At 51.2% G+C, this 18,837-nt stretch carries 11 protein-coding genes; 9 read left to right on the plus strand and 2 right to left on the minus strand.

The window, feature by feature from the left end:
• Position 1 precedes the first annotated feature (1 nt).
• Positions 2-1,033 carry an ACR3 family arsenite efflux transporter gene (gene arsB, locus IEV98_RS13145; protein WP_188506466.1) on the plus strand — a complete coding sequence of 344 codons (1,032 nt, stop codon included), beginning with the start codon at positions 2-4 and terminating at the stop codon, positions 1,031-1,033.
• A 14-nt stretch (positions 1,034-1,047) separates the two neighbouring features.
• Here arsB and arr read toward each other — a convergent pair whose 3' ends face one another.
• Positions 1,048-1,461 carry an NAD(+)--rifampin ADP-ribosyltransferase gene (gene arr, locus IEV98_RS24735; RefSeq protein ID WP_371870672.1) on the minus strand — a complete coding sequence of 138 codons (414 nt, stop codon included), beginning with the start codon at positions 1,459-1,461 and terminating at the stop codon, positions 1,048-1,050.
• 929 nt (positions 1,462-2,390) lie between these two features.
• On the opposite strand from arr, the gene IEV98_RS13155 reads away from it, so the two are divergent.
• On the plus strand, positions 2,391-3,197 hold the full coding sequence (locus tag IEV98_RS13155) for an alpha/beta fold hydrolase (protein WP_188506468.1): 807 nt from the start codon (positions 2,391-2,393) through the stop codon (positions 3,195-3,197).
• 21 nt (positions 3,198-3,218) lie between these two features.
• Here the strand turns inward: IEV98_RS13155 and IEV98_RS13160 are convergent, their stop codons facing one another.
• Positions 3,219-4,196, minus strand: coding sequence for a TolB family protein (locus tag IEV98_RS13160; protein WP_188506469.1), 978 nt, complete (start codon positions 4,194-4,196; stop codon positions 3,219-3,221).
• Between the two features lie 278 nt (positions 4,197-4,474).
• Between IEV98_RS13160 and susR the strand changes: the two genes are divergently transcribed.
• The 7 genes from susR (at position 4,475) to IEV98_RS13195 (ending at position 18,784) form a co-directional block, all read left to right on the plus strand.
• Positions 4,475-6,151, plus strand: a complete 1,677-nt coding sequence (gene susR, locus IEV98_RS13165; protein ID WP_229738738.1) for a SusR family glycan utilization regulator — start codon at positions 4,475-4,477, stop codon at positions 6,149-6,151.
• Positions 6,152-6,345: 194 nt separating this feature from the next.
• Entirely contained in the window at positions 6,346-9,339 is a 2,994-nt protein-coding gene (locus IEV98_RS13170) for a SusC/RagA family TonB-linked outer membrane protein (protein WP_188506470.1), read from the plus strand.
• A 17-nt stretch (positions 9,340-9,356) separates the two neighbouring features.
• Complete coding sequence (locus IEV98_RS13175; RefSeq protein ID WP_188506471.1) at positions 9,357-10,844, plus strand: RagB/SusD family nutrient uptake outer membrane protein; 1,488 nt, start codon at positions 9,357-9,359, stop codon at positions 10,842-10,844.
• Between the two features lie 11 nt (positions 10,845-10,855).
• Entirely contained in the window at positions 10,856-12,322 is a 1,467-nt protein-coding gene (locus tag IEV98_RS13180) for a SusE domain-containing protein (protein ID WP_188506472.1), read from the plus strand.
• A 15-nt stretch (positions 12,323-12,337) separates the two neighbouring features.
• Positions 12,338-14,098, plus strand: a complete 1,761-nt coding sequence (locus tag IEV98_RS13185; RefSeq protein WP_188506473.1) for an endo-dextranase — start codon at positions 12,338-12,340, stop codon at positions 14,096-14,098.
• The gene (locus tag IEV98_RS13190) at positions 14,095-16,608 is read left to right on the plus strand and encodes a glycoside hydrolase family 31 protein (RefSeq protein ID WP_188506474.1); all 2,514 of its coding nucleotides are present in this window, start codon (positions 14,095-14,097) and stop codon (positions 16,606-16,608) included. The genes IEV98_RS13185 and IEV98_RS13190 overlap by 4 nt, the downstream gene beginning before the upstream one ends.
• A 4-nt stretch (positions 16,609-16,612) precedes the next feature.
• Positions 16,613-18,784 carry a glycoside hydrolase family 97 protein gene (locus tag IEV98_RS13195; RefSeq protein WP_229738739.1) on the plus strand — a complete coding sequence of 724 codons (2,172 nt, stop codon included), beginning with the start codon at positions 16,613-16,615 and terminating at the stop codon, positions 18,782-18,784.
• Positions 18,785-18,837: the final 53 nt, after the last annotated feature.

Raw genomic sequence — 18,837 nt, forward strand, 5'->3', positions numbered from 1 at the left:
GATGCAGCCGAAACTAAAATTCCTTGACCGTTACCTGACCTTATGGATATTCCTTGCGATGGCGACGGGTATAGGGCTGGGATATTTCTTTCCGAACATTTCCAATGCGACAGATGCATTATCCGTAGGCACGACCAATATCCCCCTGGCAATCGGGCTCATATTGATGATGTACCCCCCATTGGCTAAGGTGGATTATTCCCTATTACCCAAGGCATTTAAAGACATCAAGGTAATCGGTATATCGTTATTGTTGAACTGGGTTATCGGTACGGTATTGATGTTCGGTTTAGCTGTACTATTTTTACGGAACGAACCCGATTACATGACCGGCCTGATACTGATTGGCTTGGCAAGATGTATCGCGATGGTCATCGTATGGAGTGACCTGGCAAAAGGAAACAGGGAATATACGGCATTATTGGTAGCATTGAACAGTATCTTTCAGATAATAAGCTACAGTTTCTTTGTTTGGCTGTTCATCAACGTACTGCCCAACAAATTGGGCTTAGCCAATTTCAACGTAAACGTATCCATGAAAGACGTAACCGAAAGCGTGCTGATCTACTTGGGTATTCCGTTCTTAGCGGGCTTTGCAAGCCGTTATGCACTGGTAAAGTTAAAAGGTATGGAATGGTATAATAGAAAATTTGCGCCAAAAATATCGCCCATTACCTTGTACGCCTTGTTGTTTACCATCGTATTGATGTTCAGCCTGAAGGGCGACAAGATATTGGAGTTGCCAATGGATGTCGTAAAGGTAGCTGTACCGATGATCATTTATTTCGTACTGATGTTTTTCGTGAGCTTCTTTATCAACAAATCGTTGAAGGTTCCCTATGACAAAAATGCTTCCATTGCATTTACAGCCACAGGGAATAATTTCGAACTGGCGATAGCCGTATCGATCGCGGTATTCGGCATCCATTCGCCACAGGCATTTGTGGGCGTTATCGGCCCACTTGTAGAAGTGCCAATACTGATATTGTTGGTGAGGGCAAGTTTGTGGTTAAAAAGAAAGTATTATACTTAAAAATATAGCACCTGTCAATTAATGATCTCCCCCTTATTTTTGGCCAATTTTTCCCGGAATTGCTGTATGGCCGCTGGCGTTTGCCGCACCCATTCCGTTACTTCGCCAACGATTTTCATAGGGGCTTTGGTCCGGTAAGAACGCGTCGGGTTGCCGGGGAACTTTTTGTCCGTAACGTTCGGGTCGTTTTCAAAGGTCCCCGTCGGTTCGACGATGTAAACACGCTCGTGCCCGTTACCATTTGCTAACGCAGCGGCAAACCCTGCCCCATTAACCATGGCGGTGAAGTAAATATGATTCATGATCACGCCGGGATGGTAATTGGATGGACGCCCCGCGGTAAGCAAATCACCCGCTTTCAAGTCGGCTCGCGTTCCATGATAGAAAGGGCCGCTGTCTGCCGGTTTGCTGGCAACAGCATCTCCCAGTTCGTTGTACTTCTTTGCCTGGGCAGGATTGCCCAAGGCTTCATAGCATTTGGCAATATGAGCGTATAGCGAAGCAAAAGCACTGTGTACGGAACCGTCGTTTATCGCCAACGCAAACTGCAAAGCGGTTTCATACCATTGTAGCCTATCGGCATTGCTTTCTTGATGTCGGGCTACATAGTATGCGGCAATAAATTTTTCAAGATCGTCCGTGGCTTCGTGCCAAGCCTGAAGGAACAGCCGGCTTGCCTCTTCGGGGTTTCCGCTTTCGGCCATGTCCATGCCTTCAAGGCAGCGTTTCACAACGGGATTGTTCGGATTGAATTCCATGTGTTTTTCTTTGGTGAAACACAAATCTAGGGGCATCGTTCTGAAGATAAGAACGTTTTGGACAATAATTTCGGTTGCAAAATAAAGTATACGAACACGTCGTTCTATTTATAGCAACTCTTACCATACTCGAATTAGAGGCGGCCATTCCGACAAGCCGTTCCCTTATAGGATTTCGTTGTAATCACCTACGGGTATTCTTGTATCCAGCGAAATCGAGTGCCTATCAAACGAAACGATTCCAAGTCGCGTTGCCGAAGCCTAATTTCAACAGAGTCTAGTCCCATACAAGAACAGAAATATAGCGGCAAATCGGAAAGCAACACGGTGAAAGAGCGGCCAATAGTCTGCATGGCTTACGGGTGATTTGGTCATGTACGTAGTTAAACTAAAGTAGACAAATGCTTATAGATGGTTTCCGCCATAAAAATAAGATTCTTTGAGTTAATTCCTAAACGCTTACGACGAATTCGACCTAACGACGGGTCGTGGCGGATGACATTTTCCGAAACGGGGCATAAAAATCGGAATAGCGGAATTTAACAGTATATTTGAAAACCGGTCACATGAAGATTCAATGCAATAAATAAATCAACAGCATGAAAGTTATTGCTATGCTTACGGTATCACTGGTTGCCTTCTTCGGTACAGGTGCCCTAAGCCAATCGACAGACACCCTTATCAACGTAGGAAACCATCACCTCCACTTTCGTGTGACTTCGGGTATGGGCATGCCGATTGTTTTTGAATCAGGTGCCGGAAATGATGGCTCCGTTTGGAACGATGTATGTGAGCGGCTCCGGCAACATATCGATGCGCCACTCGTCACCTACGATAGGGCGGGATTTGGCACAAGTGAAATAGACACTAACCAGATCGACATTACCAGTGAAGCAAACAATTTGCAACTGGGCCTCAGACAATTACAGTTTGACGGAAATTACTTTCTGGTTGCCCATTCATTGGGAGGAAATTATGCCATGAAATTTATTTCCAATGCCCCGGATAAGGTAAAGGGAGCTGTTTTTATCGACATCGTGAGCCCTGATTTCATGACCGCGCAACGGGCAACGCAGACTAAACAACTCTTTATAGATAGCTTGGTATCGATTAAAAAGGAAAGCATTGGTTTCTACCACCTTGTTTTAAATTATGAGCGTACCAGTGAGGTAATGCGTGAAATCTCAAAATCCATCCAAACACCCCTGACCATTATAGCGTCTGGAAAAACACCGTTTGAAGGGAATGACCGGCAGTTGTTTTTAGATGGGCTAAGAAGATTCGCCATGGATAAGAAGAATCGAAAATACGTCTTAGCCGAAAATGCCGATCACTATGTTTTCTACGACGAACCGGATTTAGTCGTCAATGAAATTGTAAGGCTATACAATCAGGTAAACGAATAGTCAGCATGTTTTCTGGTGCAATCACCGCCAGAGCATGATGCCATCGCCCGTTTCAATCCTATCTTCACCAATGGGAATGACCGGTATGACCCCTGCCGTATTGGGTGTGATGGGATCCACATTGTACGCCTTGCCATCGGCGGGAATGATCTTCAATTCCCAAATGGCACCGAAAACACCCGTACGCCGATAGTGGGTACCCACCAGTAAGTATTTGCCGTTGGGCGAAAATACAGCCATATTTTCCTGAAAGTTGCTTTCGGTGACCTGTGTGAGGTTACTACCATCGATATCCATTAAATAAATATGCTTGTCGATACGCACCGCCACCCGCTGCCCGTCTTGACTAGGGCTGATGGCGCCCCAGCTTTCATAATTCATTTCCTTGACGAGGGTCGCCTGGGTATAAGGGGGCGAAGCTTTGAGGATGTAGTCGCCGTGGGTAAACAGTAAGGCATTGCCCGGTAACCATTCAGCGACATCGTTATGGTCAAATGGTGCGTTGTTGATGGCTTCGATATGCACCACCGGTTTGCCCTCGGTGTCTAGCACGATAATTCCCTCTTCAAACGTAGGTGGAATCATGATTAAGGTATTATCAGGTGATAATTTACCATGATTGTATTTTGTACCCCCATTGGGCGGGTAAAAGGTAAACTGGCTGACAATGCTGCCATCGGCGGTGTTGCTGAGTGTATAGCGGGAAGCGTCGTAGTTTCCCTGAATATCGCCAGAGGTCAGGCGTAGTTTGCCATCGCGGCTTACGTCAAAGCCATTGGCCCGCACATCATCGGTGATGAACACGCTTTTTCGGCCAGTCTTCACGTCAACGGCCAGCACGCCCTCGTCTACCCAATCATACAGCAGCAAGCCTTCCAGATCTGCTGGCAACGGTGTGCCGTTGTCGCCGTCTGGCCCCGGAGCCTCGTCCTTGCTGCATGACAGCATCAGGAACAGTATACAGACGAATTTGGCTAGGGATCGGATGTTGTAAATCATAAGACAAAGATCGGCCTGCCCGCCTATCGGCGCAATACAGGAAAACCAGTATATTGTGTAGTTACAATTGTCGATGTCGTTTGACTCATTTGATAAGAGCTTCGAATCCCAAATGACCGCGGACGCTCAGGGCAGCGGATTATTGCGTACATTTGGAGTATGGCAAAGGTGTATGCTCCTAAATTAACAACCGTCCGAGTAAATTCCGTTCAAATTGGCAACATGAGAATGTATTACGCCAACGACAATGAGCTGGCAATTAACTATGATATGAATTCATGATGTATAGAACCTTCTTTTTTGTTCTGCTGATTTTCACGCTGCCCCTGCTCCAAGCAAATCGAAATGTGAGTAACGATTCGCTGGAGTACCTATTGAACCTCATCGACCACAAGGCCAAGTATATGGCAATGAAGGAGCGTCACATCAATGAGCTTGAAACTGCCTTGACTGCCGTGAGTGGGCCGGACTCGCTCTTGTATGCTGCGCACAAGCGCCTCCATCAAGCGTATGCGACTTATAAATCTGACTCAGCCATCTATTATGCGAACCAAAATCTGGCGCTGGGAATACGCCAAAACAATACTACCTGGGTAAAGGAAAGCAAGCTGACATTGGCGTCGCTCTACCTAACCGGTGGCATGTACATCGATTCCTACCATCTGCTCAACGAAATTGACAGCCGGGGATTACCGAATGATCTGTTGATAAAATTTTATGATACGTGGAAGCAATTTTACAAATTTTATGCCTTCAACAACCCCAACCGCCAGCTGTACCTTGAAAAAAGCAACGCATACCGCGACTCGTTGCTTGCCCAATTAGATCCCTTGGGCAACCATTACAAGATCGTGTACGCCGAAAAGCTGCATGACCAACAGGATTACGGCGAAGCCAAAAAGTTGTTGATCTCCATGCTCGACGGCTCTAAGGACGAAGACCACGAGCGGGCAGTACTGGCCTATGCATTAGCCAGCGTTTACCAGCAGGAAGGAAATATCGAGATGCAGAAAAAATACTATACCATATCCGCTATCTGCGACATCAAGAACGCAATCAAGGAGAATGCCGCCATGCAGGCCCTGGCGTCGTTGTTATATAGCTTGAAGCAGGTGGAAGCGGCTTATAAATGCATCACGTCGTCGATGGACGATGCCATGTTTGGCAATGCCCGCCTGCGTACCTACGAGGTTTCGAAGATATTTCCAATCATTGACTCGACGTACCAAGAGACCGAAGCGAAGCGCAAATCCGTCCTCACCACATTCTTGACGATCGTCTGTATCTTATCGCTCTTTTTGATTTTGGCGGTAATCTACGTTTACCTTCAGATGCGACGCATAGCTCGGGTACGGCAACAGCTTTCGGAAATGAACAAGGAGTTGCAGCGCTTGAATGCCGCCCTCCAGAAATCGAACGACGACCTCGCGTTGACGAACGCCGAAATTTCGAACGTCAACGTGCGGCTGACCGAGGCTAACCAGATCAAGGAAACCTACATCGGCCAATTCCTAGACCTTTGCTCGGTATATATCAACAAATTGGAAGGGTTCCAACTTTCGATCAAAAAGATGGTGATGACCCAGCGGATGGGCGAATTGACGAAAACCCTCAAGTCCAGAACAATGATAGACCGAGAAATCAAGGAGCTGTATACGACCTTTGACCATATCTTCCTACAGCTCTACCCTAATTTCGTAGAGGATTTTAACTCACTGCTCCAGGAGGGCGAGCAATTGGTCGTGAAGCCTAACGAAGTGCTGAGTACCGAACTCCGGATTTTTGCGCTGATTAGACTGGGCATTACCGATAGTTCCAAGATCGCCAATTTTCTTCATTATTCGACCAACACGATCTACACCTACCGTACCAAAATCCGCAATAAGGCGGCCGTGCCAAGGGATGAATTCGATGATCTGGTGATGAAGATTGGCCGGATCAACAAAATCGGATAGCGAAGACGTCTATATTTTTAATCATACAATACACTGTAAATCAGCATTATGATGATTAAAAATTCTATATTCCAAACAAACACCCTTTGTTTCGACCGATTACGTATATACATTTGGATGGTCGCAAATTGACGCTGGCATGGCGCCCGGAGCGGCTGGTTTTAGATTATATAACCTAAGTAAAAGCTATATTTATGAAGAAAAACAGGACGTTAGTTTTGTTGTATCCCGTGGTCACCATACTGCTGATGGCAGTCGCGCTGTATGGATATGGCCAGCAGAAGGAAATTACAGGATACATCAGGGACGCCGATATGCAGGCGGTTGGTGGGGCATCGGTCACATTGAAAGGAACTGGACTGGGGACGAAGACTGATGAAGACGGGTACTTTGTGATGCGGGCAGCGCCTGGCGACGTGTTGACGGCTAGTTACGTTGGGTATGAGGACCAGAACTTCACCGTCGGCGCGGATTCTGAATATCAGATTGTGCTGAACAGGGCCGATAACGCCTTGGATGAGGTAGTGGTGGTCGGCTATGGTACCGTCCGCAAGCGCGATCTCACGGGGTCGCTGGCGTCGGTGAGTGCTGAGGCCATCAAGGACCGTCCCGTGGCCAATATCGGGGAAGCCCTGCAGGGCCGGGCGTCCGGTGTGCAGGTGGTTAACTCGGGGTCGCCGGGCAGCGACGTTTCCATCCAGATTCGGGGCCTCGGATCGATCAACAACAGCGCTCCGCTGCTCGTCATCGATGGGGTGCCGACGGATTTGCCGCTGAATGCTCTCAACCCGCAAGATGTGGAAGCCATCGACATCCTGAAAGATGCTTCCGCCACGGCGATCTACGGGTCGCGCGGCGCGAATGGTGTGGTACTGATTACCACCAAGAAGGGACAACGTGGGCAGGGAAGCATCACCGCGACCGCCAATTTTGCGACGCAACGGGCCACGAGCCTACCCGAGATGCTGAATGCGACGCAGTTTGCATCCCTCCATAACGAGATGATGGCGAACAATAGCCAACGCCAACGGCCCGATTTTGCCGACCCGACTGCCTTGGGTGCCGGAACGGATTGGATCAACACTTTGCTGCGCAATGACCGGCTGGCTAATTACGCGTTAGCTTACTCGGGAGGAAGCGAAAAGAGCACATACTACGTGTCGGGTAGTGTACTCGACCAAGCGGGCATTATCCGCAATACGGCGTATAAGCGCTACGCCATGCAATTCAACAACGAAACCAAGCAAACTCCATGGCTGAAGCTGGGTAATAACCTTACCCTGAGCCATGACATGAAGGACAACGGCAACTTCCATGTGCTGAACACCCTGGCATCACTGCCCTCGCAGCCCATTTATAACGAGGATGGTTCCTTCTCGGGCCCGGGTGCGGAGCCTATTTTCTATGGCGACCTGCGCAACCCCATCGGCACCGCGCTGCTGGAACAAAATACCACCAAGGGATATAACCTCTTGGGCAATGTATACGGTGAGGCAACATTGCTGAAATACGTTACCTTCAAAACCACCCTTGGCTTGGACTACAAAGCATGGGACAACGTTAGCTTCTCGCCGAAGTATGACTGGAAGCCGATTCCGGTGCCTAACTCCTACCGCAGTGAGAGCGCCAATAAAAGCGTGACCTACCTATGGGACAACACATTGACCTTTACGAAAACCTTCGATGGCGCACACCACCTGAACGCGATGGTGGGTTCCAGCGCACAGGACAATGCCTACAATTACATGACGGGTAGCATCAAGGAGTTTCTGTCTGACAACAACAACCAGCTGAACAATGGGCTGTTGGACCCTACCGTGGGCGGTAGCCGCAATGAATGGTCGTTGCTTTCGTTCTTTGCCCGGATTAACTACAGCTATGCCAACAAATACCTGCTGACGGCGACCGTACGCCGCGACGGTACATCTCGCATCGCCCAGGCAAACCGCTGGGGCACGTTCCCTTCGTTTTCGGCAGCGTGGCGAATATCGGAAGAGGACTTCTTCAACCGGGGCGAGCTATGGAATGACCTGAAACTACGCGCTGGCTTCGGTATAACCGGAAACCAAGCCGTGCTGGACCACTATGCCGCCGCCGCACGGCTGCGCACCGCGCAGTATGTATTTAACGGCGTACCGGTATCGACCCTTTACCCATTGGTGATGCCCAACCCCAACATCCGCTGGGAGACCGTACAGCAAACCAACGTCGGCGTGGATGCTACCCTCCTTTCCAACCGCATCAACGTTACCTTCGATGCTTACATCAAGAAAACGTCTGATATGCTGGTGAGCATGGTGGTACCCATTACCACCGGCTACTCGGATGTTTATACGCCCATGATCAATGCCGGAGAGGTAGACAACCGGGGCTGGGAACTGGCAGTGAACAGCCGGAACCTGAGCGGCGAACTGGTGTGGAACACGGATTTCAACATCTCTTACAACAAGAATAAAATCGTGAGCTTGCATGGCGATGTGCCCATCTATTTCGGGTATCAATCGCACACCGCCGGGCAGCCGGTATCGTCATTCTATGGCTGGCAGACCAACGGACTCTTCCAAAACTGGGATGAGGTGAATAGCTATGCCTACCAGTATCAAGGGGCGGATTTGGCTAACAGCACGGCTCCGGGCGACATCAAGTTCAAGGACCTCAACAAGGATGGCGTGGTGAACGATTACGACCGTGCCTACCTTGGCAACCCGACCCCCGCCTGGACATTTGCCATGGGCAATCGGCTCGCGTACAAGAACATTGATTTGGAAATATTTTTGCAGGGAGTGGCTGGCAACCAGATCTACCATGCGAACCGGGTAACCCTGGAAGGGATGTACACCATCCGCAACCAGACTACACGGGTATTGGACCGCTGGACCGGCGAGGGTACGAGCAATGAGATGCCCCGGGCCATATACAGTGACCCCAACAAAAATACCCGCAACTCCGACCGGTTTATCGAAGATGGGTCTTACCTCCGGCTGAAAAGCGCAACCATTGGTTATACGCTGCCCGAATCGGTTGCCAGCCGTGCCGGACTGGGAAGCTTGCGCCTGTATCTATCGGGGCAAAACCTGCTGACTTGGACAAAATACACGGGTTTCGACCCGGAGGTTATTGGGGGTGTTGATAACAGCAACTATCCGATTACCAGAAACTTGAGTTTGGGAATAGACCTAAGGTTCTAACTATAAGCAATACCACGATGAATAAGTTATATTATACCGCGTTATTAATCTTTCCGCTTCTATTCGGCTCGTGTTCGGATTTTCTGGACAAGGAACCGTTTGAAGATCCTAGTGCGGAGTCGGTACGGGATGCGGCCTCGGCCATTGCGATGGTCAATGCAGCTTACCAACCCTTGCAACGACCCAAATTGTACAACATGCGCATCTGGACATTGGACATCATGGCTGGCAACAGCGTGGTGGGCGCCGGCGGTGGGGACGATGGCATTGAAACGATCCAGCTGGCCAACTTCTCGACCGGACCCGATAACTTTGCTGCCGTAGACTTATGGCGTGGTCCCAACCCGGGTATCCTGTACTGCAACACGGTACTCGAAAATGTGCCGGGTATGGAGATCGACGACAACCTGAAAAACAGGCTGATCGGTGAGGCGAAATTCCTGCGGGCGCACTATTATTTTATCCTTGTGCAGCTATTTGGTGACGTACCGAAAAGCTTGGTGCCTGCCAAGCCGGGTGACGACCTCAACCAAGAACGCGTAAGCAAGGACATCATCTACAACGAAGTGATTATTCCAGACCTGGTCGAAGCCATTGAACTACTGCCGCGACGTGAAGAATATGGTGACGCCGATAAGGGGCGTGCAAGCCGCGGTGCCGCAGCAGGTATGCTGGCCAAGGTGTACCTGACCCTCGGCCAATATGAACAGAGCATCGACATGTGTGAGCTGGTAACCGAATTGGGCTACATGCTCAATCCAGATTACAGCGACAGCTTTGGCGGGGAGCCGCGCCATAAGAATACACCCGAATCGCTGTTTGAAGTGCAGTATTACGGACTGACGAAAGCCGGCTTCTGGGACGATGAAAACCAAGCCAACTGGCTGAGCACGTACATGGGCCCGCGAAATTCCGGTTGGGTAGGCGGCGGATACGGTTGGAACCAGCCGACCGAGGAGTTCGTAAGCGCCTATGAAGCGGGCGACCTACGCAAAGACAAAACCGTGCTCTATCAAGGTGGGCCCGACTTTGACGGCAACGCGTATAAAGCGGAGATGTCATCCACCGGGTATAACGTCCGGAAATTCCTGGTACCCTTATCTGTATCGCCGGATTACAACACCAATGCGGCTAACATTGTCGTACTCCGCTATGCCGACGTGCTCCTGATGAAGGCCGAGGCGCTCAACGAACTGGGAAACACGGAGCTTGCCGTGGAGCCGCTTTATACCGTGCGCAAACGGGCAGGTCTTGACAACCGGCAGGAGCTTGAAGGGCTTTCACAGGGTGCCATGCGCGAGAAAATAAGGCACGAACGCCGCATCGAATTGGCGTTTGAAGGGCATCGCTGGTTTGACCTGATTCGCTGGGAAGATGGACAGTATGCGCTGGATTTCCTCCATGGTATCGGCAAGGCCAATGCATCACGGAAGCACCTGTTGTTGCCGATTCCGCAAGTGGAGATCGATGCGAACCCCAGTTTGACACAAAATCCAGGTTATTAATCTAAATGAAGATGAAGATAAAAAAATTTAACCCGTTCATCGGCCTATGCCTCCTGCTAACGCTGCTAATTGGCGCATGCGAGGATGGTTTTGAAAACGTACGTTATCCCGACGGGCCGCTGGTATTGAGCGCCAGCAAATTGGATGTCCAATTGGATGTTGCCACACCCGAAAGCGATGCCGTGGTATTCACCTGGACGCCGGGCTCCAACCTCGGAACAAACGCGGCGATTCACTATGTCTTCGAGCTGGCGAAAAAGGGCAGTGGGTTCGTAGATGCCATAACCGTTGAGCTCGATAAGGGCAACACCTCAGTGAGCTACCGCAACGGGGCATTCAACGCGTTATTGATTGACGAGATGGGTGCCGAACCGAACGCCGATGTGGAATTGGAAGCGCGGGTGACTGCCCACGTCCAATCCGAAGGTATAGCCCCCAAGGTGTCTGAGGCGGTGTCCGTGAAGGTGACGACCTATAAACCACTCACACCGGCCTTATACCTGATCGGCAACGCGACACCGAATGGCTGGAATGCAGGCGAGGCCAGCGAGATGACGGCCGAGCAGGGAGCGGCCGGGGTATTTGTATGGCAGGGATCCTTGACGCCCGGTGAATTCAAATTCATCACGACGCTGGGCCAATTTGCGCCATCGTATAATCGCGGGGATGACGACGCGAAGCTGTACTACCGAGAGTCGTTTGACGACCCGTATGATGTGCCGTTTGTCATTACCGAACCGGGGGGATACCAGGTAAAAGTAAACCTGATCAGCATGACAATCGAAATCAAGGAAATGGAAGGGCCGGCCTACAGTGAGCTCTGGTTCGTCGGCGGATTTACGGGTTGGTCGTTCCAGCCCATGACCCGCAATGCCGGAAATCCGTTTATATTCCATTACAATGGCGTATTAGCGTCTGGGGGCGGATCGGACGAGTTCAAGATCGCCACCGTTCCGGATTTTGATCCGAGCGTGGTGTTCCTGCGGCCGGAGACCAACAATCAGGGGGTGGGTACTGAGCTGCCGGTCGTCAGCTGGTCGGAAAGCATGAACAGCGACGATTTTAAATGGCGCATTGATGACGGGGTGTACAAAATCAAGCTGGACATCCGTGAAAACCTGATAGACATCGCACCCTTCACGCCCTTTGAGGTAATGTATCTCGTGGGTGACGCAACACCCAATGGCTGGGATGTCGGAAATGCCACGCCAATGGTGAAGAGCGGCACCTATGAATTTACATGGACGGGAACACTCAAGGCGGGGGAATTGAAGTTTAGCTGCGATAAGCAAACGGACTGGAATGGGGCTTGGTTCCTGGCCGCGCAAAACGGCATGGAACCGAGTGGAGCAGTAGAGCAGATGCTATTCAATAATCCAGGATCCGGACCTGATTACAAATGGAAGGTCGTTACCCCGGGGACGTACACCATTACGTTAGACCAATTGAAAGAAACAGTCGTGATTGCACGGCAATAGACGAAAAGGAAAAGCATGAGGAAAAAAACCTGGGCACTGCTGGTTTGCGGTGCCCTCCTATGGATGGGCTGCGATGATAAACAAACCGGAAGTCCGGGTCCTATTTCCTACGGCGAGACGCACTTTGAGCCTGCCCTGCGTACGGACCGGGCGGTTTACCGCCCTGGCCAACCGGTACGGTTTAGCTTGGACAAGCCGATCCAAGGGGGAGTTACCATCCGCTATACCCACCTGGGTGACGTCATTGGGGAGGAATCCCTAACGGGCGCCGAATGGAGCTGGTCGCCTCCCACCGAAGATTTTAAGGGCTACCTGGTTTATCTATACCGGACGGACGATATGGAAAAATCGCCGATTTATAGTGTAGCTGTGGACATATCGACGGACTGGACGAAATTCCCCCGCTATGGTTTCGTTTCCGACTACGGCAATAGCTCGGCGGAAGCCATGGAACGGCAGGTAGCGCAGCTGAGCCGGTTCCACATTAACGCGGTACAGTTTTACGACTGGCTGCACGATCACCACAAACCACTGGCCGGGACACCGGAAAACCCAGCAGATAGCTGGCCCGACCTAATCGGCCGGACAAATTACCGGGCTACCGTGGCGGGATACATCGAGGCAATGCACAGGCACGGAATGAAAACCCTGTTTTACAACCTACTATTCGGTGCCCTATCCAACGCGGCATCCGATGGGGTGTCTGAGGAATGGTACCTGTATAAGGATCCCGATAGGCAGGAAAAGGATGCTCATGTATTGGGGGCACCGTTCCGCAGCAGCATTTACCTCACTAACCCGGGCCGCACAGCATGGCAAGATTACCTCATTCAACGGCACAAAGACGTATACGGGGTATTTGGTTTCGACGGCTTCCATATTGATCAATTGGGCAACCGCGGTACGGTGTACGATTATCGTGGCCAAGTGGTGCAATTGGATGAGACTTACGCATCGTTTATCGAGGCCATGGTCCAGGCATTTCCGGACAAATACCACGTAATGAACGCCGTGACGCAATACGGGCAGGAAGATCACATCGCTAAAAGCGGTGTTGACGTGCTATATACGGAAGTGTGGGACCCCTACCATACGTTCGATGATCTCGTTGGTATACTCCACGATAACAGCCGGTATAGCGCGCATCAAAAAAACACTGTACTGGCAGCCTACGTAAACTATGGCCTTTCCAAAAGGACCGGCTTCGTAAATGAGCCCGGTGTGCTGTTAGCCAATGCGGTCATCTTTGCCAACGGAGGCGCTCACCTGGAAATCGGCGAGCATTACTTAGCGAACGAGTACTTCCCTAACAATAACCTGCAGCTGAAAGGCACCACCAAAGACAAACTGATCGGCTACTATGATTTCATGGTGGCTTACCAAAACCTGCTGCGCGACGGTGGCGACATCGTTGATCCACATGTTTCCGCCGCAAGCCCGGGGGTGTCGGTTTCAAACGCGTCAGCGATCCAGGGCCAGATCGCTGCGTATGGGCGGCGGTTTGGAAACCGGGATGTGGTCCATTTGGTGAACTTCAGTAACGCTTCCACCATGGCGTGGAACGATACCGACGGAACGCAGCGTGAGCCCCTCAAACTAACGGATGTAAGCGTAAAGATACCGGTGAACGGGCCCGTCCGACGGGTCTGGACGGCCTCACCGGATAAGGGGGCAGGCGCTCCCCGAATACTTTCAACACAACAACATGGAAATGATTTGACGGTCGTGCTGCCCACCCTCAACTATTGGAGCATGATCGTGATAGACTACGAATGATGATGAAACATACACTGAGAAAATTACCTGTACTGTGGTTGCTGCTGCTGGCTGCATGCATGGCATTCGCGCAAGAAAAGAAAGCCACCGAAAACTGCTTGGATTATGCTGTTGCCGGCGATACGGTAACATTTATCTGTGAATCGGGTGCCCGGTTGCAATTGCAATTTAGCAGTAGCACGGTAGTTCGGGTCTGGTTTGATCCTACTGGCAAGTTGCAGCGACGCAACCCCTCCTTTGCTGTCGTCCATGAGGTGTTGGAAGAGGTAGGCGAAATCCACGTCAACGACGAACCCGCCAGTTTTGAGATTTACACCGCGCAGTTGCGGGTGCGGTTGAATAAAAACCCCATGCAGCTGCTAATCTATGACAAATGGCAACGGCTGATCTTCAGCGATTACAAAGACCGGGGCCATGTGGCAAACGGCACACAAGTGGTTGCCCATAAGGTATTGCGCGGTGACGAGCAATTCTATGGACTCGGTGAGAAGTCGGGCCCTCTCAACCGGCGTGGGCGGGCCTACAAAATGTGGAATAGCGATAAGCCCTGCTACAGCACGCAGGAAGACCCGCTGTATAAGAGCATCCCTTTCTTTATGAGCAGCTATAACTACGGCATCTTTCTGGACAACACGTATAAAACGGAATTCAAGTTCGGCACGGAATCGGACGAATACTATTCGTTCGAAGCCCCGGATGGTGCATTTATCTATTACTTCATCTACGGCAAAGATTACAAGGCTATCCAACAACAATATATCGGGCTGACGGGCAAGCCGATCATGCCTCCCAAATGGGCTTTTGGCTTTGCACAAAGCCGTGGGCTGTATACCAAGGAGGACCAGGCCCTTGAAGTGGCCGCTGAATTCCGAAAGCGCCGGATCCCGATCGATATCATCTACCAGGATATCGGATGGACGCAATGGCTACAGGATTTTGAGTGGCGGCAAGGGAATTACACCGACCCGAAAGGCATGCTGCGGCAACTCAGGGCGGATGGTTTCAAGGTAATCCTTTCGCAAGACCCAGTGGTGTCGCAAGCGAACGAAAAGCAATGGAAGGACGCCAATGAACGTGGCTTTTTCGTGAAGGATAGCCGAACCGGAAAGGCATACGACATGCCGTGGCCCTGGGGTGGTAATTGCGGCGTCGTGGATTTCTCCATTCCGGAGGTGGCCAACTGGTGGGGTGCGTTGCAGCAAAAACCCCTGGATGATGGTGCGCACGGATTTTGGACGGACATGGGCGAACCTGCTTGGAGCAACGAGGAGGATACGGATCGCCTCTTTATGCAGCACCATGCGGGTATGCACGATGAGATCCATAACGTGTATGGCCATATCTGGGACAAAGTGGTTAAGGAAGAGTTTGAAAAACGGAACCCGAATAAGCGTATTTTCCAAATGACCCGCGCGGCGTATGCGGGATTGCAGCGCTATACCTTTGGCTGGTCCGGGGATAGTGGCAATGGGGCCGATGTACTGGAGGGATGGGGACAGTTTGCCAATCAGGTGCAGGTGGGCATCTCCGCCGGATTGGGCGGGATACCTTTCTGGACGACGGACATTACCGGCTATTGCGGCGATATCACCGATTATCCGGCGATGGCCGAGCTGTTTACGCGGTGGATGCAGTTTGGGATTTTCAACCCGCTGAGCCGCTCCCATCACGAGGGGGACAATGCCGTGGAACCGTGGCGCTTTGGAGAGGTAGCCGAAAAGAATGCCAAGGCTGCCATCGAGCTCAAATATCAGCTCTTCCCCTACCTCTATACCTACGGGAGAACGGCGCACGATACGGGGCTACCGATACTACGCGGCCTGTTTATGGAATATCCGCAGGATGAACAAGCCGTCCAAGTGGAAGACCAATTCTTGTTTGGCGAAGAACTGCTGGTCGCACCGGTACTCAAAAAAGGCGAGCGGGTTAAACGGGTGTACCTCCCCGACGGCGAATGGATCGATTTCAACGACAAAAAGACGGTGTACCTTGGCGGACAGCAGCTCGCATACCGGGCACCGCTGAATACCATCCCTATTTTTGTGCGGAAGGGTAGCATTGTGCCCATGATGCCCGTGATGCAATATATCCACGAAGACCCGGCATATCCGCTGCTGATCCATATTTTCCCAAACTACGAAGACGAGCAGGCGACCTTTACGTTGTATGAAGACGATGGCGAGAGTTTGGACTACCTGAAGGATGTGTATGCGAAGACCACGTTTACCTGTACGACAACCGCGACGGGCTGGGAAACCGAGCTCGCATGCAGCGACCGGGGATATACGCCCCCTAGCGGACGTGGACTGTTCTTGCATTATCACCTGGAACGGCGCCCCACCCAAGTGATAATCGATGGAAAGCCTGTGAACGAGCTAACCGGAATGACGGCCCAAGAGCTGGTAGCGACGACCAGTCCGGTAGCTGGCTGGTTGTGGGATGAAGCGCAACAAACATGTATCGTGAAGACCAAAGACCAGCGAAACGCGTTAAAAATACACCTTCAATAGTAACATGATGATGAAGAACATACTGCATATCGTTATCTTCTTGGTCGTTGCGCATTCGGCTGACGGACAAGCGCTGGTCTCTCCTTCCGGCCAGCTCAAAGCTCATTTTGCACTGACGGATAACGGTGAACCTACTTACCGATTGGAATTCAAGGGTAGGGAAGTCATCAAGCCGAGTAAACTCGGGCTGGAATTGACCGGGAATACGCAAAAAGTGGAATTCAGCGCGGAGGGTGAGCAAAACAACCGACAGGAGGTCCATTCCCTGTATGACCAATTTAAGGTAGTTGATCTGCAACGGTCGGCATTCGACGAAACGTGGCAGCCTGTTTGGGGTGAAACCAAGGACATCCGCAGCCATTACAACGAACTGGCCCTGACGCTGGAACAGAACCATACTGCGCGTCGGCTGGTAATCCGCTTCCGGCTGTTTGACGATGGGCTGGGATTCCGGTATGAGTTTCCCGAACAACGGAACCTCACGTATCTCGTGATCAACGAGGAAAAAACGGAGTTCGCCATGGCGGGAGACCATACCGCCTTTTGGATCCCCGGGGATTACGATACCCAGGAATATGACTACACCGAATCGCGACTCTCCGAAATCAGGGGGCTCATGCAGCAGGCCATTACCCCAAACGCTTCGCAAACGCCATTTTCGCCCACCGGCGTGCAAACTGCACTGATGCTGAAAACCGACGACGGACTGTACATCAACATCCACGAGGCGGCACTGATCAATTATGCTTGCATGCACTTGAACCTGGATGACACGGCATTCGTCTTTCAGTCGTGGTTGACCCCCGATGCCAATGGTACCAAGGGCAATTTACAGACCCCTGCAACTTCTCCTTGGCGCACGATCATGGTCAGCGACGATGCGCGCGACATCCTGGCTTCAAACATCACGTTGAACCTCAACGAACCCTCGAAAATAGCCGATCCTTCCTGGATTAAGCCGACTAAATATGTGGGCGTATGGTGGGAGATGATCACGGGGAAAAGCGAATGGTCGTATACCTACGAGCTACCCAGCGTGCACCTGGGCATAACCGACTATGGTAGGGTGAAACCGCATGGGCGGCATGGGGCGACCACGGACAACGTGAAGCGCTACATCGACTTTGCCGCGGAACATGGGTTTGATGGCGTACTCGTGGAAGGATGGAACGTCGGTTGGGAAGACTGGTTTGGTAACGCGAAGGATTATGTCTTTGATTTCGTAACGCCTTATCCGGATTTTGACCTGACGGGTATACGCGATTATGCCGAACGTAAAGGTGTAAAAATGATTATGCACCATGAAACATCCGCTTCGGTTAGAAATTATGAACGCCACTTGGACACGGCCTATCGCTTCATGAAGGAACACGGGTACGACGCGGTAAAAAGCGGTTACGTGGGTGACATCATTCCCCGTGGCGAATACCATTACAGCCAATGGATCAATAACCATTACTTGTATGCGGTGGAAAAAGCCGCTGAGTACCGGATTATGGTCAATGCCCACGAAGCGGTACGGCCTACGGGACTATCCCGAACCTGGCCTAACCTGATCGCTACCGAGTCCGCACGCGGTACGGAATACCAAGCATTTGGCGGCAGCAAAGCCAACCACGTCACCGTGCTGCCTTTCACGCGGCTGATTGGCGGGCCGATGGATTTTACGCCCGGAATCTTCGAGATGGATATCAGCAAGTTGAATCCCAATAACACGTCACATGTGAACGCCACGCTGGCCAACCAATTGGCGCTTTACGTCACCATGTACAGCCCGCTACAGATGGCAGCCGATCTCCCCGAACATTATGAACGCTTTAGGGATGCCTTTCAATTTATCAAGGAGGTAGCGCTCGATTGGGATGACAGTAAATACCTGGAAGCCGAGCCCGGACAGTACGTGACCATCGCCCGTAAAGGGAAAGACAGTGGCAACTGGTTTGTGGGCAACGTCAGCGGTGAAGACGGCCATATTTCGCGTATCGATTTTAGTTTTCTTGATCCGGGCAAAACGTATACGGCGACCGTCTATGCCGATGCAGTGGACGCACATTACAAGACGAATCCACAGGCCTATATCATCCGGAAAATCGAAGTGACCAGTGATTCGGCACTGGAGCAAAAGGCGGCACCCGGCGGTGGATATGCAATCAGTATTGTTGAACAGACGCCTTAACCCCATATGGTTCCCAATGAATATTGTGCGAAATTTGACCACCAATATTTCGT

Origin of the sequence: Parapedobacter pyrenivorans (genome assembly GCF_014636865.1) — a bacterium.
GTDB classification, from domain to species: domain Bacteria; phylum Bacteroidota; class Bacteroidia; order Sphingobacteriales; family Sphingobacteriaceae; genus Parapedobacter; species Parapedobacter pyrenivorans.